The 20,422-nt window shown below is 62.7% G+C and carries 20 protein-coding genes and 1 pseudogene; 9 read left to right on the top strand and 12 right to left on the bottom strand.

All coding sequences use genetic code 11. From position 1 onward, the window contains the following. Nucleotides 1-29 precede the first annotated feature (29 nt). Nucleotides 30-902 carry an alpha-D-ribose 1-methylphosphonate 5-phosphate C-P-lyase PhnJ gene (locus tag ACTCHC_RS11675; protein ID WP_463022669.1) on the bottom strand — a complete coding sequence of 291 codons (873 nt, stop codon included), beginning with the start codon at nt 900-902 and terminating at the stop codon, nt 30-32. Between the two features lie 56 nt (nt 903-958). On the opposite strand from ACTCHC_RS11675, the gene ACTCHC_RS11670 reads away from it, so the two are divergent. Continuing rightward, nucleotides 959-1,102 carry a hypothetical protein gene (locus ACTCHC_RS11670; protein ID WP_463022668.1) on the top strand — a complete coding sequence of 48 codons (144 nt, stop codon included), beginning with the start codon at nt 959-961 and terminating at the stop codon, nt 1,100-1,102. Nucleotides 1,103-1,149: 47 nt separating this feature from the next. Here ACTCHC_RS11670 and ACTCHC_RS11665 read toward each other — a convergent pair whose 3' ends face one another. Genes ACTCHC_RS11665 through phnG form a run of 4 tightly spaced genes read right to left on the bottom strand, consistent with a single transcriptional unit; the run spans nt 1,150 to nt 3,850 of the window. Next, the gene (locus tag ACTCHC_RS11665) at nt 1,150-1,749 is read right to left on the bottom strand and encodes an HAD family hydrolase (RefSeq protein WP_463022667.1); all 600 of its coding nucleotides are present in this window, start codon (nt 1,747-1,749) and stop codon (nt 1,150-1,152) included. Beyond that, nucleotides 1,746-2,834, bottom strand: coding sequence for a carbon-phosphorus lyase complex subunit (locus tag ACTCHC_RS11660; protein WP_463022666.1), 1,089 nt, complete (start codon nt 2,832-2,834; stop codon nt 1,746-1,748). Before ACTCHC_RS11660 ends, ACTCHC_RS11665 begins: the two co-directional genes overlap by 4 nt. Beyond that, entirely contained in the window at nt 2,834-3,403 is a 570-nt protein-coding gene (gene phnH / locus ACTCHC_RS11655) for a phosphonate C-P lyase system protein PhnH (RefSeq protein ID WP_463022665.1), read from the bottom strand. The genes ACTCHC_RS11660 and phnH overlap by 1 nt, the downstream gene beginning before the upstream one ends. Before the next feature lie 3 nt (nt 3,404-3,406). After that, entirely contained in the window at nt 3,407-3,850 is a 444-nt protein-coding gene (gene phnG, locus ACTCHC_RS11650; RefSeq protein WP_463022664.1) for a phosphonate C-P lyase system protein PhnG, read from the bottom strand. A gap of 102 nt (nt 3,851-3,952) precedes the next feature. Here phnG and phnF point away from each other — a divergent pair, with 102 nt between their 5' ends. The 3 genes from phnF (at nt 3,953) to ACTCHC_RS11635 (ending at nt 7,326) form a co-directional block, all read left to right on the top strand. Then, nucleotides 3,953-4,675 (top strand): phosphonate metabolism transcriptional regulator PhnF, encoded by a 723-nt coding sequence (gene phnF, locus ACTCHC_RS11645; RefSeq protein WP_463022663.1) that lies wholly within the window; start codon nt 3,953-3,955, stop codon nt 4,673-4,675. A gap of 169 nt (nt 4,676-4,844) precedes the next feature. Then, nucleotides 4,845-6,026, top strand: a complete 1,182-nt coding sequence (locus ACTCHC_RS11640) for an alpha-D-ribose 1-methylphosphonate 5-triphosphate diphosphatase (protein WP_463022662.1) — start codon at nt 4,845-4,847, stop codon at nt 6,024-6,026. A 91-nt stretch (nt 6,027-6,117) separates the two neighbouring features. Continuing rightward, nucleotides 6,118-7,326 carry a glycerophosphodiester phosphodiesterase family protein gene (locus ACTCHC_RS11635; RefSeq protein WP_463022661.1) on the top strand — a complete coding sequence of 403 codons (1,209 nt, stop codon included), beginning with the start codon at nt 6,118-6,120 and terminating at the stop codon, nt 7,324-7,326. A gap of 78 nt (nt 7,327-7,404) precedes the next feature. Here ACTCHC_RS11635 and ACTCHC_RS11630 read toward each other — a convergent pair whose 3' ends face one another. The 5 genes from ACTCHC_RS11630 to phnC form a co-directional block, all read right to left on the bottom strand. Continuing rightward, complete coding sequence (locus ACTCHC_RS11630; RefSeq protein WP_463022660.1) at nt 7,405-8,022, bottom strand: LbetaH domain-containing protein; 618 nt, start codon at nt 8,020-8,022, stop codon at nt 7,405-7,407. A gap of 52 nt (nt 8,023-8,074) precedes the next feature. Then, nucleotides 8,075-9,391 (bottom strand): phosphonate ABC transporter, permease protein PhnE, encoded by a 1,317-nt coding sequence (gene phnE, locus ACTCHC_RS11625; RefSeq protein WP_463022659.1) that lies wholly within the window; start codon nt 9,389-9,391, stop codon nt 8,075-8,077. Further along, complete coding sequence (gene phnE, locus ACTCHC_RS11620; protein ID WP_463022658.1) at nt 9,388-10,266, bottom strand: phosphonate ABC transporter, permease protein PhnE; 879 nt, start codon at nt 10,264-10,266, stop codon at nt 9,388-9,390. Before phnE (ACTCHC_RS11620) ends, phnE (ACTCHC_RS11625) begins: the two co-directional genes overlap by 4 nt. Nucleotides 10,267-10,332: 66 nt before the next feature. Beyond that, entirely contained in the window at nt 10,333-11,232 is a 900-nt protein-coding gene (gene phnD / locus ACTCHC_RS11615) for a phosphonate ABC transporter substrate-binding protein (protein ID WP_463022657.1), read from the bottom strand. 52 nt (nt 11,233-11,284) lie between these two features. Next, complete coding sequence (gene phnC / locus ACTCHC_RS11610; RefSeq protein WP_463022656.1) at nt 11,285-12,109, bottom strand: phosphonate ABC transporter ATP-binding protein; 825 nt, start codon at nt 12,107-12,109, stop codon at nt 11,285-11,287. 322 nt (nt 12,110-12,431) lie between these two features. On the opposite strand from phnC, the gene ACTCHC_RS11605 reads away from it, so the two are divergent. From ACTCHC_RS11605 to ACTCHC_RS11585, 5 genes are all read left to right on the top strand, one after another. Beyond that, on the top strand, nt 12,432-12,719 hold the full coding sequence (locus ACTCHC_RS11605; protein WP_463022786.1) for an ArsR/SmtB family transcription factor: 288 nt from the start codon (nt 12,432-12,434) through the stop codon (nt 12,717-12,719). A 188-nt stretch (nt 12,720-12,907) separates the two neighbouring features. After that, on the top strand, nt 12,908-14,290 hold the full coding sequence (locus ACTCHC_RS11600) for a bifunctional enoyl-CoA hydratase/phosphate acetyltransferase (protein WP_463022655.1): 1,383 nt from the start codon (nt 12,908-12,910) through the stop codon (nt 14,288-14,290). Next, the gene (locus tag ACTCHC_RS11595; RefSeq protein WP_463022654.1) at nt 14,287-15,441 is read left to right on the top strand and encodes an acetate/propionate family kinase; all 1,155 of its coding nucleotides are present in this window, start codon (nt 14,287-14,289) and stop codon (nt 15,439-15,441) included. Before ACTCHC_RS11600 ends, ACTCHC_RS11595 begins: the two co-directional genes overlap by 4 nt. A 75-nt stretch (nt 15,442-15,516) precedes the next feature. Beyond that, a complete protein-coding gene (locus ACTCHC_RS11590) occupies nt 15,517-16,053 on the top strand; it encodes a VOC family protein (RefSeq protein ID WP_463022653.1) in 537 nt (178 codons plus the stop codon). Nucleotides 16,054-16,263: 210 nt separating this feature from the next. After that, entirely contained in the window at nt 16,264-18,054 is a 1,791-nt protein-coding gene (locus ACTCHC_RS11585; RefSeq protein ID WP_463022652.1) for an SLC13 family permease, read from the top strand. A 14-nt stretch (nt 18,055-18,068) separates the two neighbouring features. On the opposite strand, the pseudogene ACTCHC_RS11580 reads toward ACTCHC_RS11585, so the two are convergent. Then, nucleotides 18,069-18,327 (bottom strand): annotated as a pseudogene (locus ACTCHC_RS11580) (exodeoxyribonuclease VII large subunit); the annotation flags it as partial. A gap of 84 nt (nt 18,328-18,411) precedes the next feature. Further along, nucleotides 18,412-20,238 (bottom strand): flavin-containing monooxygenase, encoded by a 1,827-nt coding sequence (locus ACTCHC_RS11575; RefSeq protein ID WP_463022651.1) that lies wholly within the window; start codon nt 20,236-20,238, stop codon nt 18,412-18,414. Between the last annotated feature and the right edge of the window lie 184 nt (nt 20,239-20,422).

Genomic DNA, 20,422 nt, shown 5'->3' with positions numbered 1-20,422 from the left:
AATCTTCGGTAAGATTTTTCCGCCCCCCGTCATGCCGCATCCTCGGCCACGCCCAGTTCGCCCAGATGACCCTCGGCCCGGCGTCCCGCGCAGTAATCGGTATCCGAACAGACGAACATCCGCTTGCCCTGATCGTCCAGAACCACCTCATCCAGATAGGTATCGTCGGCGCCGCAGAGCGCACAGGGGTGATCAGCCTTGCTGGCCTGAAACGGGTAATCCTCGAAATCCAGGCTGACGACGCTGCAATAGGGCGGCACGGCATAGATGCGCTGTTCGCGCCCGGCGCCGAACAACTGGATCGCGGCCATTTCCATCTTGGGGTTGTCGAATTTCGGAATGGGCGAGGGATCCATCACATAGCGCCCCTCGACCTTGACCGGATAGGCATAGGATGTGGCGATCGCGCCGTGGCGCGCGATGTCTTCGTAAAGCTTCACATGCATCAGCCCGTATTCCTGCAGCGCGTGCATCTTGCGCGTTTCGGTCTCGCGCGGCTCCAGAAAGCGCAGCGGTTCGGGGATCGGCACCTGATAGACCAGGATCTGATCCTCGGTCAGGGTGGCCTCGGGGATGCGGTGGCGGGTCTGGATGATCGTGGCATCGGCGGTGTGTTCGGTCACCGCGACCCCGGCGGTCTTTTGGAAAAACTTGCGGATCGACACCGCATTGGTGGTGTCATCGGCCCCCTGGTCGATCACCTTGAACACGTCATCCGGCGTCAGGCAGGCCGCGGAAACCTGCACCCCGCCCGTGCCCCAGCCATAGGGCATCGGCATTTCCCGGCTGGCAAACGGCACCTGATAGCCGGGGACAGCCAGACCTTTCAACAAGGCGCGGCGGATCATCCGTTTCGTCTGTTCGTCCAGATAGGCAAAATTGTATTGACCAGAATACGTCATTTTTTCGCCCTTTTTCCTTGCGAAAACCGCGTTGTGACCACCAAGGAGCACCAAGAATGGCCTGGCTTTCGACCATCACACTTGACCAAATCGCGATAAGCGCCCTGACGCTTGGCCTGATCCGCGAAATTATGATCATGCTTCTGCCCGATGATGTGGCCGGCCCCGGTGGCTGGCTGGTGAATACCGGCGAAGAATAAACCCTGCCCCGCCATTTGGGGGGCGGCAATGTAACCGCAAAGCCCCCTCATAACATGCCCCGATGCATCAATGCCTGTTCCAGCGCCTGCGCGTCGGTGAACCTGATCGCATCAAAGCCCAGCGCCCGGGCCGTGTCACAATTCCCCGCGGCATCATCGATAAAGACAATATCGGACGGATTCCTGCCGATGCGGGCCGCCGCGATGCGGAATAAGGCCGGGTCGGGCTTCACAATCCCTTCAGCCCCCGACGCAATCACATCGCGCAACAGCCTGATCGCAGGCGCGACGCCAGAAACAATCGCAACGGATTCGACCGCCGCATTGGTTAATCCATAAAGCGGATACCCCGCGCCATGCAGGCGCGTGATAAGCTCTGACGTGCCCGGCACAAGATCGGAATGCGCGGCCGCCAGCCCTTTGTAATAGGCGTGGAACAGCTCTGCATCCCGGGGCTGGTCCTGCGCGATTGCGGCCAACCCATCCGCCCAGCTGCGCCCGCGATCCTGTTCTTTGTTCCAGGCGTCGAACCCGGCGCGTTCCAGCGCCTGCGACATCGCCGCACGGGTTTCAAACAGATGCGACAGGGCGCGAAACGGGTCCCAGCGAATGATCACATTGCCAAAATCGAAAACCACCGCTTTCATTCCGCCGCCTCGCGCATCTGGCCGGCGGTGGCCTCGGCCCGCAACTTGCGCACCAGTTCCAGTTCCGACTGGAAATCGACGTAATGGGGCAGCTTGATATGCTCCAGAAAACCCGTCGCCTGAATGTTGTCGCTGTGGCTGAGCACGAATTCCTCGTCCTGCGCCGGCGCGCCGACATTATCCTCGCCCAGTTCCTGCCAGCGCATCGCCCGGTCGACCAGCGCCATCGAGATCGCCTTGCGTTCGGTATGGCCGAAGGTCAGCCCATAGCCGCGGGTGAATTGCGGCGGCTCGGTCTTTGAGCCGGCGAACTGGTTGACGGTCTCGCATTCGGTCAGGGTGATCTCGCCGATCTCGATCGCGAAACCGAGTTCGGGAATATCCATCTCGACCGCCACGCGCCCCACCCGCAATTCGCCCACGAACGGGTGGTTGCGCCCGTAACCGCGCTGGGTGGAATAGGCCATCGACAGCACAAAGCCTTCGTCGCCGCGCGTCAGCGCCTGCAAGCGCAGCGCGCGGTTGGCGGGAAATTCCAGCGGCTGGCGGGTCAGATCGGGCGGCGTGTCATCGACACGATCTTCGGTCTGGATCAGCCCGTCGCGGTTCAGGATATCGGTGATATGGGGCACGCGGGGCGGCAGCGGGTCGGCCACCGGGGCTGCGGGCGCCTGACCCTCGGCGGCCAGCATGAAATCCAGCAGCCGGTGGGTATAGTCAAAGGTCGGCCCCAGCACCTGCCCGCCCGGCGCATCCTTGAAGGTCGCAGAAATGCGCCGGTCACAGACCATCTCGGCGGTTGCCACGGGGCGCGAATGGCCGATGCGCGGCAAGGTCGTGCGATAGGCGCGGATCAGAAAGATCGCCTCGATCAGATCGCCGCGCGCCTGCTTGATCGCCAATGCGGCCAGATCGGGATCGTAGAGCGAGCCTTCGGCCATCACCCGGTTCACGGCCAGCGACAGTTGTTCGCGGATCTGGTCGATTGACAATTCTGCCACGGCGGTATCGCCGCGCCGTTCCTCGGCCAGCCAGGCATGGGCATTGTCGATGGCGCGTTCGCCACCCTTGACGGCGACATACATCAGGCAGCCTCCACTTTCGTCGTGCGCGGCAGTGCGGCCAGTTGGTCGCCGGCGGTGAAATAGAAATCCAGCCCCAGCGGGAACAGGACCGCGTTGCGCTGAAAGGCGGCGATATCGGGCAGGCCCAGCGTTTCGTGGTTCTGGATACCGGGGCCACGCAGAACCGCGCCGGGTTTCTTCAACGCGGCCATCTCGACGATCAGCGTGGCGGAACGATCGGGATAGTCGGGAGTGCCGATCGCGAACCGGTCCAGCGGTCGCAGCGCCGACCAGCCCCCGACCGCAAAGACCGCATCCTGTGGCGCGCAGACCGGCGCGCCGGTGTGAAAGGCCAGCCAGTCGCGGATATCGGGCAGATCATGCGAGGGCGCCAGCCAGACCGGCGTTTCGGCATCGGCGAGTGTCAGCAACAGCGTGCCGGCGGCCACCGACATCGGTGCGGGCGGGGTGGCACCGGCGATCTGGTATATCCGGCCGGGCCGGGCCATCGCGTTCAGCGCGGCGCGAAAGGCATGGGCGGACTGCACAGGCGCATCGGCAAAGCCGCCGGTAAGGGCTGCGGTCTGCATGGTCTAATCCTCTCCGCGCACCATCGTGAAGAAATCCACCCTGGTCGCCGCAGCCTTCGCGGCGCGACGGTCCCGGGCCGCGATCATGTCCGCCAGCAACGGGTCCAGCACCACCCGGCGCACCGCCTGTGCATGTTCCGTCTGCATCAGCGCATCTATCAGCGCCGCCCGCCGCGCCTTGTCATGGTCGCGACCCTGAACATAGGCATGGCCGACCGTCCCATCCTCCAGCTTCAGCGCACAGCGCGTCACCGTCATTTCGCCCAGGTTGAACGGGGCGCCGGTGCCGCCGGTCCGCCCGCGCACCATGACGCCCCCGGTTTCCGGCGCGCGCAGCCAATTGAAACGCGGCGCCAGCCCCAGCGCCAGCCAGCGCTGCGCAATCGCCCCGGCGGATGCCTTGGCCAGCACCGCCATCCAACCTTGTCTTGCTGAAATTTCCGTCATGTGGACATCTTGCCAATTTGTCTAGGAATATATACAACTAGACAAATCCTATGCGCCGCCGCGCTTGCAGGCAAGCCGTTTGATGTGAATTTTTGGTGACACATGCCCCGCACGACACTTTGGAAATCCATCGCCGCAACCCTGACCGCCGATATCGCCGCGGGACATTATCAGCCGGGCGACAAGCTGCCGACCGAGGCGGATCTGTCACAGCGCTTTGGCGTCAACCGGCACACGGTGCGCCGGGCGCTGGCGGATATGGGGACGCTGGGGCTGGTGCATGCCCGGCGCGGCGCCGGCGTGTTCGTGGCCGCCAAGCCCACGGATTATCCCATCGGGCGCAGGGTGCGCTTTCACCAGAACCTGCGCGCGACAGGCCAGTTGCCCGACAAGCGGATCCTGCGCCTGGAAACCCGCGCCTCTGACATGCGCGAGGCCGAGGCGCTGACACTCTCTCCCGGCGCGGCGGTGCATGTGTATGAAGGTATCTCGCTGGCCGACGGGGCACCGCTGGCGCTGTTTCGCAGCGTCTTTCCCGCCGACCGGCTGCCCGGCCTGCCGGACGGGCTGCGCAGCACGAAATCGGTCACTGCCGCCCTGTCACGCGAAGGCGTTGCCGATTACATCCGCGCCCAGACCCGGCTGACCGCCAAACTGGCCACGCCCGCCCAGGCCGTGCATCTGCGCATCCGCCCCGGTGCGCCTATCCTGCGCGCGATCAGCGTGAACACCGATCCGCAGGGTCGGCCTGTCGAATATGGCCATACCTGGTTCGCGGGCGATCGTGTCAGCCTGACTGTTTCGCCCGAAACCGACGAAGCATGAGTATTTGGACCAAGAAGATGAAGCCATTCTCTTTCCCATCTTCTTGGCGCAAATACTCGCGCCGCAGGCTTCCGGACCCTGCGCACAGCGGCGCCGGTGCAAGGGTGTCACATCCACGATACAGATTCGGGTTATCCACAGGGAAAACCAAAGCCATCCGAGCAGCGAAATGCAACAATTCCTGCCCCCCCTGCGCCTGACCGGCGCAACCGTCCTGCGCGACGGTGCGTTACAGCAGCGCTCCATCGCGATTGCCGATGGCCGCATCACCAAGGGGCCCCTGCCCGAGGTGGATCTGCGCGGCTATCTGATCCTGCCGGGCATCATCGACCTGCATGGCGATGCGTTCGAACGCCATATCGCGCCGCGCCCTTCGGCCCCGTTCGATCTGGCGATCGGGCTGGCGGGCACCGACAGGGATGCCGCGGCCAATGGTGTGACGACCGCCTGGCTGGCGCAAAGCTGGTCCTGGGAGGGTGGGCATCGCAGCCCCGAGGCCGCCGAGAAGATCATGGCGGCCCTGCAGGCCCATCGTCCGCGAGCCCTGACCGATCTGCGGATTCAGGTACGCTGTGAAACCCATCTGGTGGATAGCGGAACGCGCCTGCTGGAGGCGATCAGCCGGTTCGGAATCGACTATGTGGTCTTCAATAATCATCTGGATGAGGCCCATGAGATGATGCAGTCGCGCCCGCATGCGCTGGCCATCTGGGCCGCGGCGGCCGGGCGCAGCCCGGAACAGCATCTTGCGCTGGTCGGGGCCGCGCGGGCGCGCGACAAGGACGTGCCGCGCCATCTGTGCCGCCTGGCCGATGCCTTTGACGAGATGGGGGTTGTCTATGGCAGCCACGACGATCCCGACGGCGAGACCCGCGAACGGTTTTCCATGATCGGGGCCCGGATCGCGGAATTTCCAACCTCGCGCAAGGCCGCCGCCGCGGCGAAGGCGATGAATGATCCGGTGTTGATGGGTGCGCCCAATGTGGTGCGGGGCGGATCGCAGGCAGGCAATATCGCCGCCCGTGATCTGATCGCGCAGGGGCTGTGCGATGCGCTGGTGTCGGATTACTATTATCCGGCGCTGGCCGCCGCGGCCTGGCGGCTGGTGGATGAGGGCGTGATGCCGCTGCCCGCCGCCTGGGCGATGATATCCGAAAAGCCCGCCGACATCTTGCGCCTGCCCGATCGCGGGCGGCTGGATTACGGCAAGCGCGCCGATCTGTGCGTGGTCAACAAACAGACCCGACAGGTGGAAATGACCATCGCCGGGGGGCGGCTGAGCTTTATGGCGGGTGAGGCCGCGCATCGTTTTGCCGGGCGGATTTCGATGCTGGACATGGCCGCCGAATAAGGTTTCCGACTTTCGTTACATTGGCATTACGGCACTGTCACAGCCGTGGTGCATGGCTTGCGGATGACAGTCATCCAGCAAGGGAATCGACATGCTTTCCAGAACCGCGTTCATCATGACCGCTGCGGCGTCAATCGCAGCCAGCGCCGCCCTGGCCGACAGGGTAGAGGTCGGACCCCGCCCCTATTATCTGATCGACCGGATGCAGGACGGGCCGCTGAAGGAAAAGCTGGCCGCTTGCGGCGATCAGCCCGTTCAGCGCACGCTGTTTTCGATCGGCCACCGGGGTGCGGCCCTGATGTTCCCCGAACATACGATGCAAAGCTATCGTGCCGCCGCCCGGATGGGTGCGGGCATCGTGGAATGTGACGTGACCTTTACCAAGGACAAGGAACTGGTCTGCCGCCACGCCCAGAACGACCTGCACACCACCACCGATATTCTGGCCACCGATCTGGCCGCAAAATGCACCACGGGCTTTGTGCCCGCTTCGGGCGATACCAAGGCCAAGGCCGAATGCCGCACATCGGACCTGACGCTGGCAGAATTCAAGACGCTGACCGGCAAGATGGATGCCGCGAACGCCATGGCAACCACGGTCGCCGGTTATATGGCGGGCACGCCCAACTGGCGCACGGATCTGTATTCGGTGCAGGGCGGCACGGTGATGACCCATGCCGAATCCATTGACCTGTTCAAGTCGCTGGGCGTGAAATTCACGCCAGAGCTGAAATCGCCCTCGGTCGAGATGCCTTATGACGGGTTCAGCCAGGCCGATTACGCGCAGAAGATGATCGACGAATACAAGGCCGCCGGCGTGCCCGCATCCGATGTCTGGGCGCAGTCGTTCAATCTGGATGATATTCTGTACTGGATCGAGAACGAGCCCGATTTCGGCAAGCAGGCGGTGTTCCTGATCGAGCCCTATGACGGGTTCGACAACATGACGCCCGACACATGGAAACCGGCGCTGGCCGATCTGCGGGCGCAGGGCGTGACCTATCTGGCACCGTCGATGAACATGCTGGTGACGGTCAAGGATGGCAAGATCGCCGCCTCGGATTATGCGAAGGCCGCGAAAGAGGCCGGGTTGAGGCTGATCAGCTGGTCGCTGGAACGGTCGGGCCCGCTGACCACCGGTGGCGGCTGGTATTTCAACAGCGTTACCGATGCCGTGCGCAGCGATGGCGATTATTACGAAGTGCTGGATGTGCTGGCGCAGGATGTCGGCATCGAAGGCATGTTCAGCGACTGGCCGGCGACCGTCAGCTATTACGCAAGCTGCATGGGTCTGGACTGAGCTGCAAGGGAACGGACGGGATGGGGCGGCCTGCGGGTCGCCCTTTCCTTTTGGCGGCAGATCTTGTCGTGATCGGGATCAGCCCCGGTGTTTTTCCAGAAAGGCCTGAACCGACAGCGCGCGGAAATCATCCAGCGCGGCGCGCAGGGCGGCATGATCCCAATCCCACCAGGCCAGCGCCAGCAGGCGGTCGGCGAGTGCGGCCGGGAAGCGTTCGCGCAGCGGTGTGGCCGGAACGCCCGCCACGATCAGATAGGGGGCAACGTCTTTGGTGACGACCGCCCCCGCCCCCACCACCGCGCCATGGCCGATGGTGACCTCGGGGCGGACGACCGCACCGTGGCCAATCCAGGTATCATGCCCGATCACCGTGCGGCGTGACCGGCGATGGGCAAAGAATGCGGGATCATCCTGCGCATCATCCCAATAGCTGGCCGAACGATAGAGAAAATGGTGCAGGGATGCGCGCGCCATCGGATGGTCGGTCGGGCCGATGCGGGTGAAGGCGGCGATATTGGCGAATTTGCCGATGCTGGTATTGGCGATGTCTGAATACTGATCGCAATAGGAATAATCGCCGAATTCGGAATGGGCGATGCGGCTGCCCTTGCCGATTTCCACGTAACCGGCAAAGCGGCTGTCGGTGATCGTGCAATCGGGATGGATGAGGGGATCGGTTTCATGCAGGCGGGGCATGGCGTGGCTTTCGTTGTGCAATGAGTATTTGGACCAAGGTGATGAGGACAGGTTAGTGCCCCCCGCCGCCCTTGATCAGGCGGCGGCGCAACTGGCCCGAGATCCAGTCCATCAGCATCACCATCAGGATGATCAGCACTATGAAATAGCTGACCTCCTCCCAGTCTTTCTGGGTGATGATCGCCTGCGTCAGCAGCAGGCCGATGCCGCCGCCGGTGATGGCCCCGATGATCGTTGCGCTGCGGGTATTGGATTCCAGGTAATACAGGATCTGCGACAGCAGGATCGGCGTGATCTGCGGAATGACCCCGAAGCGATAGCGTTGCAGCGCGTTGGCGCCGGTGGACTGCACGCCTTCGATCTGCTTGTCATCGACGTTTTCCAGGGCTTCCGAGAATATCTTGCCGAAACTGCCGGTATCGGTGACCAGAATGGCCAATGCGCCGGTCAGCGGGCCGGGGCCGAAGGCGCGTGACAGGATGATCGTCCAGATCAGCCCGTCCACCCCGCGCAGGAAATCGAACAATCGGCGAAAACCGAACCGCACCGGCATCAGCGGCGTGAAATTGCGTGCCGCCAGAAAGGCCATCGGCAGCGCGAACAGCGCGGCACCCATCGTGCCCAGAAAGGCCATCAGGATGGTTTCGAACAGGGCCCAGACCACCTCGGCATGGCGCCAGACCGGGTTATGCCAGAAATCCTGCCAGGCACCGGCGATATTGGGGCGGGCCGGGTCGATCCGGTCGCCCAACAGGATGGCGGCAAGCCCATGACCGCTATAGGGGCTGTCGAGTGCGAAAAAGAACATCTCCCAGCCGAAGGAATAACGGAACACTTCGGTGCGGTTGCGGGTCATGGTGATGCGGCCCGCGCCATCAGTTATGGCCAGCCTGTTTCGCGACAGGCTGATCCAGTCGGGCAGATCGCCCGGGGTCAGGTTGGTTTGCACACCGCCGGCGCCGGCCTGCGCGGTGATCAGCGGATAACCGGGCGTGCGATAGGTCATCCCGCCATCGGCCAGGAAGGTGACGATATGGCCCCCGCGCAGGTCGATCACCGTATCCCCGCCCGAGCGCACCACCCAGCCGGGCAGGCTGTCATCGGCATAGGTGCCGTTGCGTTCGCCTTCGATGGCGACCTCGATCATGCCGGTGCGATTGTCGCGCGTGACATTGGTCTTGTAGCTGTAGCTGTCGGCAACCAGCGTTCTGGCATTATCCACCCGCAGGCGGTCGGCAAGGCCGGGAATGTCGAAGGCGAAAAAGATATAGGCCAGATAAAGCAGCACCAGCAGGGGCAACCCGAAATTGAACAGGCGTTTTCGTGCGAAGAGGGCGTCGGTGCGCGCCTTGAGTACGAGTGTCGTCATGCCCCTGCCCCCGTTGTCAGCCGGTTGCGCAGATGGCTGGAAATCTGGTCGAAGAATACGATCGAGGCGAAAAGCAGCACGAAGATCGCGGCGGCCTCGTCATATTTGCCCTGGCCCCAGGACATCGCGTTCTTCAGCTCATAGCCGATGCCGCCCGCCCCCACGAAGCCCAGAATGGCCGAGGCGCGGATGTTGATCTCGAAGCGCAGCAGCGCATAGGACAGATAATTCGGGGCGACCTGCGGGATCACGCCCAGCCACATGCGCTGTGACCAGCTGGCACCGACCGATTCCAGCCCTTCGATGGGCTTGAGATCGGCATTCTCGTTCACCTCGGAAAACTGTTTGCCCAGCGCGCCGCCGGTATGGAAGGCGATGGCGATCATCGCGGGCACCGGCCCGCCGCCCATCAGGAAGATCAGCACCAGGGCGATGACGATCTCGGGCATGGCGCGCATGATATCCATGATGCGGCGAAACAGGCCGATCAGCCGGGGGAACCGGGCCAGGCCCCGGGTGGACAACAGCGACAGCACCGTGCCGATCATCGCCCCCAGCAGGGTCGAGACCGCCGCGATATTGATGGTTTCCAGCAGTGCGGGGAAGAATGTCGCCAGATGCGCGGGCATCAGGGCAATCTTGTCCCAGGCCTCTGACACGACCTCGGAGGGAAAATCGAACACATGGCGGATGCCGTCCCAGAACCCGCCCGCGTTGCGTTCGTTGGCGGTCATGAAACCGGCTGTCATCAGCAGCACGAACAGCGTCAGCATCAGCCCGCCATAGATCCGCTTGCGCCGGATCAGATCCGTGTAATGGCCGCGTATGGCGGCTGCGTTCGCGCCGTTGCCCGGTGTGGATGTCAGATGTGCCATTGCCCGCTTTCACGAAAAAAGACGGGTCCCGCCAAGGGGGCGGAACCCGTCACAACCATATCGGGCCTAGTTGGATTTGGCCTTGCGAACCGCGATGATCGATTCGTAATAGTCATGCGTGATCGGAACGAAGCCAGAGGTGTCGCCAGCGGCCACGTTATAGGCGCAGTCGGGATCTTTTTCCTGCAGGCCCTGCACCAGCGCGATCATGGTTGTCTTGGCCTCTTCGGGCAGGGCGCGGCGCACCACGACCGGGCCTTCCGGGATCGGCTTCGATTTCCAGATCTCGACCAGATCGTTCATGTCGACCAGCCCGGCATCAACGGCCTTGCGCAGCGCGCCCGAGTTATAGCCGTCTTCCCAGTTACCCTGACCATCGGCCCAGGTGACGCCGGCGGCGATATCGCCGTTGTTCACGGCGACGATGGTTTGTTCATGGCCACCGGTGAACTTCACCTCGCCGAAATAGTCTTCCATCTTGCCGCCGATCTGGGACGGAATTTCAACCGAAGGGATCAGATAGCCCGAGGTCGAGTTGGGATCACCAAAGCCGAAGATCTTGCCCTTGGCGTCTTGCAGTGACTTGATCCCGCTGTCTTTGCGGGCGATCCCGATGGAATGATAGGTATACGAGCCATCCACATTGGCCTTGACCAGGGCCACATCAACGGCCTCGGGATCGGTCAGATAGACCTTGGCATAGCCCGAAGCGCCCAGCCAGGCCATGTCCAGCGTGCCGCCCAGCAGGCCTTGGATCACGCCGTCATAATCGGCCGGCGCGAACAGTTTCACAGGCACGCCCAGCGCTTCTTCGGAATATTTGCGCAGGCATTCATGTCCGCTCAGCCGGTTCTGCGCGTTCTCGCCGCCCAGAATGCCGATGCGGAATTCGGTGATCTTGTCCTGCGCCATGACCGGCGCGGCCAGTGCGGTTGTGGCCACAAGGGCAGCTAGCAATGTTTTCATCGTTTCTCTCCAGGTTAAGTGCGCCCCGCAAATATTTGGGGCGGATGAATTTTCAGGCTTTGACCGGGGCAGCGCGCGACGACAACGCGGGCTGGTTGAGTGCTTCGATCGAGGTCGAGGTTGCGGATTCGGAAAACGAGGCATCGGCGCCATAAATGTCGCGCGCGACGCCGGTGGTCAGTTGTTCGGGCGTGCCGTCGAACACGATGCGCCCGTCACGCATGCCGATCACCCGGTCGCAATAGCGCCGCGCGGTATCCAGCGTGTGCAGATTGGCCACGACCAGCCGGCCGTCTTCCTCGTGGATGCGGCGCAGGGCATCCATCACGACCTGCGCGTTCATGGGATCAAGGCTGGCGATGGGTTCATCGGCCAGGATGATCCTGGGGTCCTGCATCAGGGCGCGGGCGATGGCGACGCGCTGTTGCTGGCCGCCCGACAGGGCCTCGGCCCGTTTGGGGGCCTGTTCGGCGATGCCCAGCCGGTCGAGGATATCAATGGCGCGGTGAATGTCATCCCGCGGAAACAGGTTGAACATGGTCGCAAAGGTCGACCGGCGGTTCAGCGTGCCATGCAGCACGTTCGACACCACATCCATGCGCGGCACCAGGTTGAACTGCTGAAAGATCATCGCGCATTCGGATTGCCAGGCGCGCTTGGCCGCGCCCCTCAGCCCCAACACATCGCGCCCGTCACACCGCAAAGCGCCGCTGGTGGCATCGGTCAGCCGGTTCATCATCCTCAGAAGCGTGGATTTCCCTGCCCCCGACCGGCCGATGATGCCGATCATCGCAGGCTTCTCGACCGCAAAGCAGGCGTTATCCACGGCTTTGTTCCGTCCGAATGATTTCGTGACGTTTTCAACGCTTAGCAGCATACCATCCCCACCGATGTTCCATCGCCGGATACAGGCGGGGTGCGAAGCGAGTGTTTCAGTTTTCTGAAGGTTTGATGACGAGAGCCACCGCCCTTTTGGCCAGAAATGCCCGAAATATGGCCTTTCGATATGATTTGACTGTAATTATTTGCCGGTTCGGGCTAACCCACTGGAAAATTCCGTTGAATAGAATTATCTGAATGTGTGGATTGTGATCCACGAACGAAAACAACTGACGAAGGCAACTGGCTTCATGGGCGTTAATGTAAAACTTGCTGCGGCAGATGATCTCGCCGGGAATGGCAGTGAACTGGTAACCAGCATGGGGGCCAAGGCAGAGATGGCCGCGGCTCTGCTCAAGGCGCTGTCGCATGAAGGGCGGCTGATGATCCTGTGTCACCTGTCCACCGGCGAAAAATCCGTGACCGAACTGGAAACCCTGCTTGATTCACGTCAGGCTGCGGTCAGCCAGCAACTGGCCCGGCTGCGTCTGGACGGTCTTGTGGGCTGTCGGCGCGACGGCAAGGTGATCTATTATTCGTTGTCCGACGACCGCGCCCGCCGGGTGGTGGAACTGATGTATGACATGTTCTGCGGCGAACCTGGCTGAACCTGCGGCGTTCCTCCACGAATCTGATACATACCGGGTGCAATCTGTGCGGATCACGCCGCAGGCGGTGATCGTCAATCTGATCTGTGTCATGGGCCGGGTCGTAAAGGCGTGATCTGCTGGGGGCGTGATCGGGGTTGGTGATTCACCATCCGCCCCCGACCATTCCAGATGGCAAAGGCCCGCGCATGACCCAGACCTTTCACAACACCCCCTTTGACGCATTGGAAATCGGCATGCAGGCCAGCGCCGAACGGCTGTGCGTGGCGGATGATCTGTATGTCTTTGCCCATGCCAGCGGCAATCTGAACCCGATGCACCTGCCGCGTGAAGACGGCGATGGCGATGGCAAGCCCGAGGCCATCGCCCCTTCCATGTGGCTGGCGGCGTTGATTTCGGGGGTGTTGGGCAACCGGCTGCCTGGCCCCGGCACCTTGTATCACAGCCAGACGCTGCGCTTTGTCGGGCGCGCCCACGCGGGCGACAAGCTGACGGCAAACGTGCGCCTGACCGGCAAGCGTGATGGCCGCATCGCGGTGTTTGACACCTGGGTCACCGGCCCCGATGGCACCCGCATCGTCGAGGGCGAGGCCCAGGTGATCGCCCCCGACAAGGCGTTGAATTTTTGCGCCGATGACATGCCGGGGCTGACCGTTCAAAGCCATGTGCATTTCGACCGGCTGCTGGATCAGGCCGCCCCCCTGCCCGCCATCCCGACGGCGGTGGTGGCCCCCGAGGATGTGCAATCGCTGAACGGGGCGCTGCTGGGGCTGGATCACACGCTGATCACCCCGATCCTGATCGGCTGCGCCAGAAAGATCGCCGCCGCCGCCGCCGAACTGGACCGCGATCTGACCGGAATGCAGATCATCGACCTGCCCGATCACGATGCCGCAGCGGCCCGCGCCGTGGCGCTGGTGCATGAAGGGCAGGCACGCGCATTGATGAAGGGACAACTGCATACCGATGTGTTGCTGCGCGCCGTGCTGAAAAAGGACGGCGGGCTGCGCACCAACCGCCGCCTGACCCATGTCTTCGTGATGGATGTGCCGGGGCTGTCGCATCTGCTGATGGTCACCGATGCCGCCGTCAACATCGCCCCCGATCTGGCCTGCAAGGTCGATATCGTGCAAAACGCCATCGATCTGGCGCATACGCTGGGGGTTGAACAGCCCAAGGTGGGTATCCTGTCGGCGGTGGAAACGGTGAACCCGGCGATCCCGTCAACGCTGGATGCCGCGATCCTGTCGAAAATGGCCGACCGTGGCCAGATCACCGGCGGGCTGGTCGACGGGCCGCTGGCGATGGATAACGCCATTGATCTGGGCGCCGCGCGCACCAAGGGCATCAAGGGGCTTGTGGCGGGGCGGGCCGAAATTCTGATCGTGCCGAACCTGGAGGCCGGCAATATGCTGGCCAAGGAACTGACCTTTATCGCCCATGCCGAGGCCGCCGGTATCGTCATGGGGGCGCAGGTGCCGATCATCCTGACCAGCCGCGCCGATGATGACAAGGCGCGGCTTGCCTCTTGTGCGGTGGCGGCCCTTTACGCGGCGGCCACCAAGACATGAACGTGATCGTCACGCTGAATGCGGGGTCGTCCTCGCTCAAATTCGGGCTGTATGATCTGGGGGCCGAGCCTGCGCTGATCGTGTCGGGTCAGGCCGAACGGCTGGGCCCGGCTGCGCGGCTGATCCTGAACGATGGCCCCGCCCCCAGGACAACCGATCTGGGCGCGGCCGATCACGCGATTGCCCTGTCGGCCATATTTCAGGCGCTGGCGCCTTATCTGAACGGGCGTTCTGTGGCCGGGATCGGCCACCGCATCGTGCATGGCGGCGTCGATTATGCCGCCCCCCAGCGCCTGACCCCTGATGTGGTGGCGAAACTGGAAACCCTGATCCCGCTGGCCCCGCTGCATCAGCCGCACAACCTGGCCTGTTTTCGTGCCGCACTGGCGCTGTTTCCCGATGCGCCGCAACTGGGCTGTTTCGACACCGGTTTTCATCGGGGCCACCCCTGGGTGAACGACACCTTCGCCCTGCCCCGGTCATTTTACGGCGAAGGCGTGCGCCGATACGGGTTTCACGGGCTGAGCTATGATTACATCACATCGGTTCTGGCGACAGATTACCCCGACCTGCATGATGCGCGCGTGGTGATCGCCCATCTGGGCAATGGCGCGTCGATGTGCGCGGTGCGCGGCGGTAAAAGCGTGGGGTCAACCATGGGGTTCTCGGCGCTGGACGGGCTGCCGATGGGCACACGCTGCGGCCAGATCGACCCGGGCGTATTGCTGTATCTGATGGATCAGAAAGGCATGGACGCAGCCCGGATCAGCGATCTTTTGTACAAGGAAAGCGGGCTGAAGGGCCTGAGCGGCATCAGCGGCGACATGCGCAGCTTGCAGGATTCCCCAGCCCCCGAAGCCGCACAGGCCATTGATTACTACGTGTTCCGCATCCGGCGCGAACTGGGCGCGATGGCGGCGGTGCTGGGCGGGCTGGACGCGCTGGTCTTCACCGGCGGCATCGGCGAAAACTCTGCCCCGATCCGCGCCCGTGTTTGCGACGGTATGGGCTGGTTGGGCATCGGCGTGGATGCGGCGGCGAATAAGGCGCGGGCCGTTGAAATCGGCACCGGCGCGGTCCGCGTTCTGGTCATCCCCACCGATGAAGAACAGGTGATCGCGCGGGCCGTGGCCGGTATGCTGCGCATCTGACGCCCCAAGACGTGACAGATGGCACAGAATCCCCGATACATGGATTCCACAGGGATCATGCAGGAGGAGACCACCATGAGCCGCATTTTCGGCCCCATCACCCAGAATGGATATGTCGTTGAAGACCTGGATCAGGCGATTGACCACTGGACCCGCGTTCTGGGCATCGGCCCGTTCTTCATGCTGCCGCCGCTGGTCTTTGACCGCTATACCTATCATGGCAGGGACAGCGCCCCTGAACTGCGCGTCGCGCTGGCCAATAGCGGTGATCTGCAGATCGAACTGATCGAACAGGTCAATGATGCGCCTTCGTTCTATAAGGATTTTCTGAACGACCACGGGCCGGGCCTGCAACATCTGTCGGTCTGGACCAAAACCTATGACGCCGATACCGCCCGGTTTCAGGATCACGGACTGAAAATACTGTGTGAAGGGATCATCCGCGACGGCATCCGCTTTGCCTATTATGACACCGAATTGCACAATGGCTGCGTGATGGAGGTGCTGGATCTGCACCCGTCATCCGAAGCCCTGTTCACCGTTATCCGCGACGCCGCGCGCGACTGGGACGGGTCAGACCCGGTGCGCCATCTGGTGCCGCCAAAGGGTTGAAGGCAGGCACGGACCGGCCGAGGGCAACCCGGCCTGTCCCCACGCCGACACCACCGAATCGTGATGACACCGATCTTGCCGCCCCGTATGGTTGCGGCGGCGAGTCTGTCGGTGTCACCATGCTTTGCGCGCTTCAGTCTGGTCTGAAACGGCCCCCGTTCGGGGGACAGCCTGCCCTTGCCCCATCCATTTTTCTTCGGGATTGCGATCGTGCTGTTTGATTTAGGCGCAGCGGCGCCCTTTCTGGCCCTTGCGTTGATTGCAGGGGTGTTCCTGGCCTTCATGCTGGAGCTGCGATCGCCCGACATCACCGCCTTTTGCGGGGCAACCATCGCATTGGCGCTGGGGTTGGTGAATACAGACGATGTTCTGAAATCGGTTGCAAACCCCGCCCCGGCGACCATCGCGGCGATGTTCGTGCTGTCGGCGGCCCTTGTGCGCACCGGCGTGCTTGAGGCGGCGACCGACTGGCTGCGCAAGCGTGCCACGACGCGGCCTGCCCTGTCGCTGCTGTTGTTCTTTGGAGCGGCCACGCTGGCCTCGGCCTTCATGAATAACACGCCGGTGGTGATCGTGCTGATCCCGGTGGTGATAACGCTGGCGCGCGATCTGGCGATCCCCTCATCGCGGCTGCTGATCCCGCTCTCCTATATGGTGATCCTGGGCGGCACCTGTTCGCTGATCGGGACATCCACGAACCTGCTGGTGGACGGGATGGCGCAAAAGATCGGCATGGCACCGTTTTCGCTGTTTGAAATCGCGCCGCTGGGGATTGTGGTTGCGCTGGTGGGCGGGGGGTTTCTGGCATTGGCCGCGCCGCGCCTGTTGCCCAAGCGCCAGACCGTCGGCGCGACCCAGTCGGGGCGCGGCCAGCGCAGCTGGCTGGTTGAATTGCTGATCCCGGCGGCCTCGCCGCTGGCGGGGCAACTGGTGCATCAGGTCGAAGGGTTCCGGCGTGGTGGCGGGCGGGTGGTCGATCTGATCCGTGGCGATGTCTCGCATCGCCACGCGCTGGCCAGCATGCCGATCCAGCCGGGTGATGTGGTGGTCATCAAGACCGCCGATACCGAGGTGATGGGCTTTCGCGACGGTCAGGCGGCGGGCGTGACCATCCATGGCACCGAACCCTCGACCGCGCGGCGCAGTTCAGTGACCGAGGTTCTGATCGGACCCAAAAGCCGGGCCGCGCATCGCGCGGTGGGCCCATTGCGCTGGCGGCGGCGCTATGGTGTTTATCCGGTTGCGATCCACCGCGAAGGGGCGGCGCTGGATGTGCGGATGACGACCCTGACGCTGGAGGTCGGCGACACCCTGTTGCTGGATGGCGCCCCCGAAGACATCGCGCGCCTGGTTCAGGATGAAGGCCTGATCCTGCTGTCGCCCAGCACGGCACGCGCCTATCGCCGCGCCAAGGCCCCTGTCGCGATTGCGGTGATGCTGGGCGTGGTGGTTCTGGCGGCGTTCGATCTGGCACCGATCCTGCCGCTGGCACTGATCGGGGCCGCCATTGTGTTGCTGACCGGCTGCGTCGATGCCGATGAAGGCATGGGCGCGATTGACGGGCGGTTGATGCTGTTGATCGTCTCCATGCTGACGCTGGGGCTGTCGCTGGAAAATTCCGGCGCGCTGGGGCTGATCGTCGATGGCGTGACACCGCTGTTGCAGGGCGTGCCTCCGCTTCTGGCCCTGGCGCTGGTCTATGCCTTCACCTCGATCCTGACCGAGATCGTCACAAATAACGCGGTGGCCGTGCTGATGACCCCGCTGGCCGCCGGCCTAGCCACGCAACTGGGGCTGGACCCGCGCCCCTTTGTCGTGGCGGTGATGTTCGGGGCCAGCGCCAGTTTCGCAACGCCCATCGGTTATCAGACCAACACGCTGGTCTACAACGCCGGTGGCTATCGCTTTACCGATTTCTTGCGCATCGGGGTGCCGATGAACCTGATCGTCGGGGCCATCACGGTTCTGGTTGCGCCGCTGATCTGGCCGCTGTCGGGCTAGGTCGCCGGGGCAGCCTATAACAGGCTGCCCTGTTCGGGCGGGTCATCACGGGCGGCTGCCAACAGACAGGCGGCCATCCTGAAATTCGATTTCCAGCGCGCTGGCGGCTTCGGCCCCGGCGCGCGTGGTGATCACCTGATCGCCCGCACGCACCACCGCATAGCCGCGTTTCAGTGTTTCAGTATAGCCCAGACTTTGGCGCATGCGTTTCCCCGCCTCCAACGGCTTCTGCCAACGCTGAACCTGCCCATTGGAAACCGCGCCCAGCCGGGCGACAGGTTCGTCAGATCCTGTCGCTTGCGCTGCGCATCGGGGCGCCGGCGCCAGGCAGGCGTTCGCCTGCCCGGCCCAGCCGCATCATTCCAGCGTCAGGCCCTCCAGTTTACCATCATCCCACCAGGCGTTCATGACGGCGCCGTATTCCAGCGGTCCGGCCCCATAGGTTTCGATCAGCAACCCCTTATCCAGATCACCTTCGCCGCTGTAATAGCCGGGCGTGCATTGCGCCAGAAATGCGCGGGCGATCTTGGCCTTGTCCTTGATCACCTGCACCCACATTTCTTCGGCCTCGGCCGTGGGTTCGACCACGGTTTTGCCCGCCGCCTTCATATGCGTCAGCAGGCGAACGGTATGTTCGGCCTGTTCTTCCAGAATATGGGTGAAATTGGCTTTGAATGCATTCTGGCTGATCCCGAAATGAAAGAAATTGGGAAAGCCATGGCTGTAATAACCATGCAGTGTGCGTTGCCCGTTGGCATAATGATCGCTGAACTTGCGCCCGCCGCGCCCGGTGATTTCGAACCCGGACCGACGGGTATAGCCGGTGCCGACCTCAAACCCGGTGGCAAAGATGATGCAATCAACCGGGTATTCCACCCCGTCCACGACCAGCGCGTTTTCGGTGATCCGTTCAACGCCCTTCCCGTCAGTATCAACCAGGGTCACGTTCGGGCGGTTGAAAGTCGGCAGATATTCATCATTGAAGGTCGGGCGCTTGCAGAACAACCTATACCAGGTCTTCAGCTTTTCGGCAGTGTCCGGATCGGTCACCGTTTCATCAATGCGCTGACGAATTTCGTTGGTTTTTTCGTGGTCGGCAATTTCCAGCGCCAGCGCGGCCAGATCGGGCGGCAGTTTGTCCAGCCCCCTGGCCGTCAGCGCACCGCGCCCCACATTGCGGATCGTATCGGTCCAGCCATCATGTACCAGATCTTGATCCGCAAAACCGCCATTGGTCAGGATGGTAAAGTTTTCCATCCGTTCCTTTTGCCAGCCCGGTTTCAGGCTGGCCGCCCATTCCGGATCGGTCGGGCGGTTGTTGCGGTAATCCACCGTCGAAGGTGTGCGCTGGAACACATACAGATGCTTGGCCGACTGTCCGACATAGGGCACGCATTGAATGGCCGTGGCCCCGGTGCCGATCACCGCCACCCGCTTGTCCGCCAACCCGGTCATCCCCCCGGTGTGATCCCCACCGGTATAGCCGTAATCCCAGCGGCTGGTATGAAATGTGTGGCCCTTGAACGTGTCGATGCCGGGAATGCCGGGCAATTTGGGCCGGTCCAGCGGGCCACCGCAATTGATGATATACCGGGCCTTGATAACATCATCGCGGTCGGTCTTGATCGTCCACATCTTTTCGGTTTCATCCCAGCGCACATCGGAAACCGCGGTCTGGAACATCGCCCCGTCGTACAGGTTGAATTGGGTGCCGATCCGCTTGGCCTGTTCCCGAATTTCCGGCGAATAGGCGTATTTTCTGGTCGGGATATATCCGGTTTCTTCCAGCAGCGGCATATAGATATAGGCGTCAATATCGCATTGCGCGCCCGGATAGCGGTTCCAATACCAGGTGCCGCCAAAATCGCCGCCCTTTTCGATGATCCGGAAATCGGTGATCCCGGCCTCGGCCAGGCGGGCGCCGGCAATCAGGCCGCCATACCCGCCGCCGATGATGAACACCTCGACTGTGTCGATAATCGGGGCACGGGAAAAATTGGGGTCGGCATATGGGTCATCGACATAATGCTTGAAGTCGCCTTTGACTTCGACATATTGATCATTTTTCTTGTCGTTAAGACGCTTGTCACGCTCTTCGATATATTTGGCACGCAAGGCTTCCAGGTCAAAATTGATTGACGCCAGAAGGTCCTCCTTGGTGATATCTGCAATGGGTTTGTTCATGTCTCTCTCCCTTTTGGTGCCGCGATCGGGCTGCCGGTTGTGTTGCTGGCCTGTCAAAGGGCCGCGTCCCGCACCAATCTGCGGCGCCATGCCCCCTTCGATATTCCCGAATAAATCCTGATAACGGGCGGATTACCATCCCCCGCCCCGGTGTCCATGGCGTTGCGCAATTATGTGACGCGTC

It is taken from the genome of Actibacterium sp. (assembly GCF_055134745.1).
Note: the sequence above shows the minus strand (reverse complement) of the source record. Positions and strands in the feature narration are given on the sequence as shown.

Coding starts and splice junctions, on each gene's coding strand:
- ACTCHC_RS11675 (WP_463022669.1), bottom strand. CDS start 902: ATGACGTATTCTGGTCAATACAATTTTGCCTATCTGGACGAACAGACG.
- ACTCHC_RS11670 (WP_463022668.1), top strand. CDS start 959: ATGGCCTGGCTTTCGACCATCACACTTGACCAAATCGCGATAAGCGCC.
- ACTCHC_RS11665 (WP_463022667.1), bottom strand. CDS start 1,749: ATGAAAGCGGTGGTTTTCGATTTTGGCAATGTGATCATTCGCTGGGAC.
- ACTCHC_RS11660 (WP_463022666.1), bottom strand. CDS start 2,834: ATGTATGTCGCCGTCAAGGGTGGCGAACGCGCCATCGACAATGCCCAT.
- phnH (WP_463022665.1), bottom strand. CDS start 3,403: ATGCAGACCGCAGCCCTTACCGGCGGCTTTGCCGATGCGCCTGTGCAG.
- phnG (WP_463022664.1), bottom strand. CDS start 3,850: ATGACGGAAATTTCAGCAAGACAAGGTTGGATGGCGGTGCTGGCCAAG.
- phnF (WP_463022663.1), top strand. CDS start 3,953: ATGCCCCGCACGACACTTTGGAAATCCATCGCCGCAACCCTGACCGCC.
- ACTCHC_RS11640 (WP_463022662.1), top strand. CDS start 4,845: ATGCAACAATTCCTGCCCCCCCTGCGCCTGACCGGCGCAACCGTCCTG.
- ACTCHC_RS11635 (WP_463022661.1), top strand. CDS start 6,118: ATGCTTTCCAGAACCGCGTTCATCATGACCGCTGCGGCGTCAATCGCA.
- ACTCHC_RS11630 (WP_463022660.1), bottom strand. CDS start 8,022: ATGCCCCGCCTGCATGAAACCGATCCCCTCATCCATCCCGATTGCACG.
- phnE (WP_463022659.1), bottom strand. CDS start 9,391: ATGACGACACTCGTACTCAAGGCGCGCACCGACGCCCTCTTCGCACGA.
- phnE (WP_463022658.1), bottom strand. CDS start 10,266: ATGGCACATCTGACATCCACACCGGGCAACGGCGCGAACGCAGCCGCC.
- phnD (WP_463022657.1), bottom strand. CDS start 11,232: ATGAAAACATTGCTAGCTGCCCTTGTGGCCACAACCGCACTGGCCGCG.
- phnC (WP_463022656.1), bottom strand. CDS start 12,109: ATGCTGCTAAGCGTTGAAAACGTCACGAAATCATTCGGACGGAACAAA.
- ACTCHC_RS11605 (WP_463022786.1), top strand. CDS start 12,432: ATGGGGGCCAAGGCAGAGATGGCCGCGGCTCTGCTCAAGGCGCTGTCG.
- ACTCHC_RS11600 (WP_463022655.1), top strand. CDS start 12,908: ATGACCCAGACCTTTCACAACACCCCCTTTGACGCATTGGAAATCGGC.
- ACTCHC_RS11595 (WP_463022654.1), top strand. CDS start 14,287: ATGAACGTGATCGTCACGCTGAATGCGGGGTCGTCCTCGCTCAAATTC.
- ACTCHC_RS11590 (WP_463022653.1), top strand. CDS start 15,517: ATGAGCCGCATTTTCGGCCCCATCACCCAGAATGGATATGTCGTTGAA.
- ACTCHC_RS11575 (WP_463022651.1), bottom strand. CDS start 20,238: ATGAACAAACCCATTGCAGATATCACCAAGGAGGACCTTCTGGCGTCA.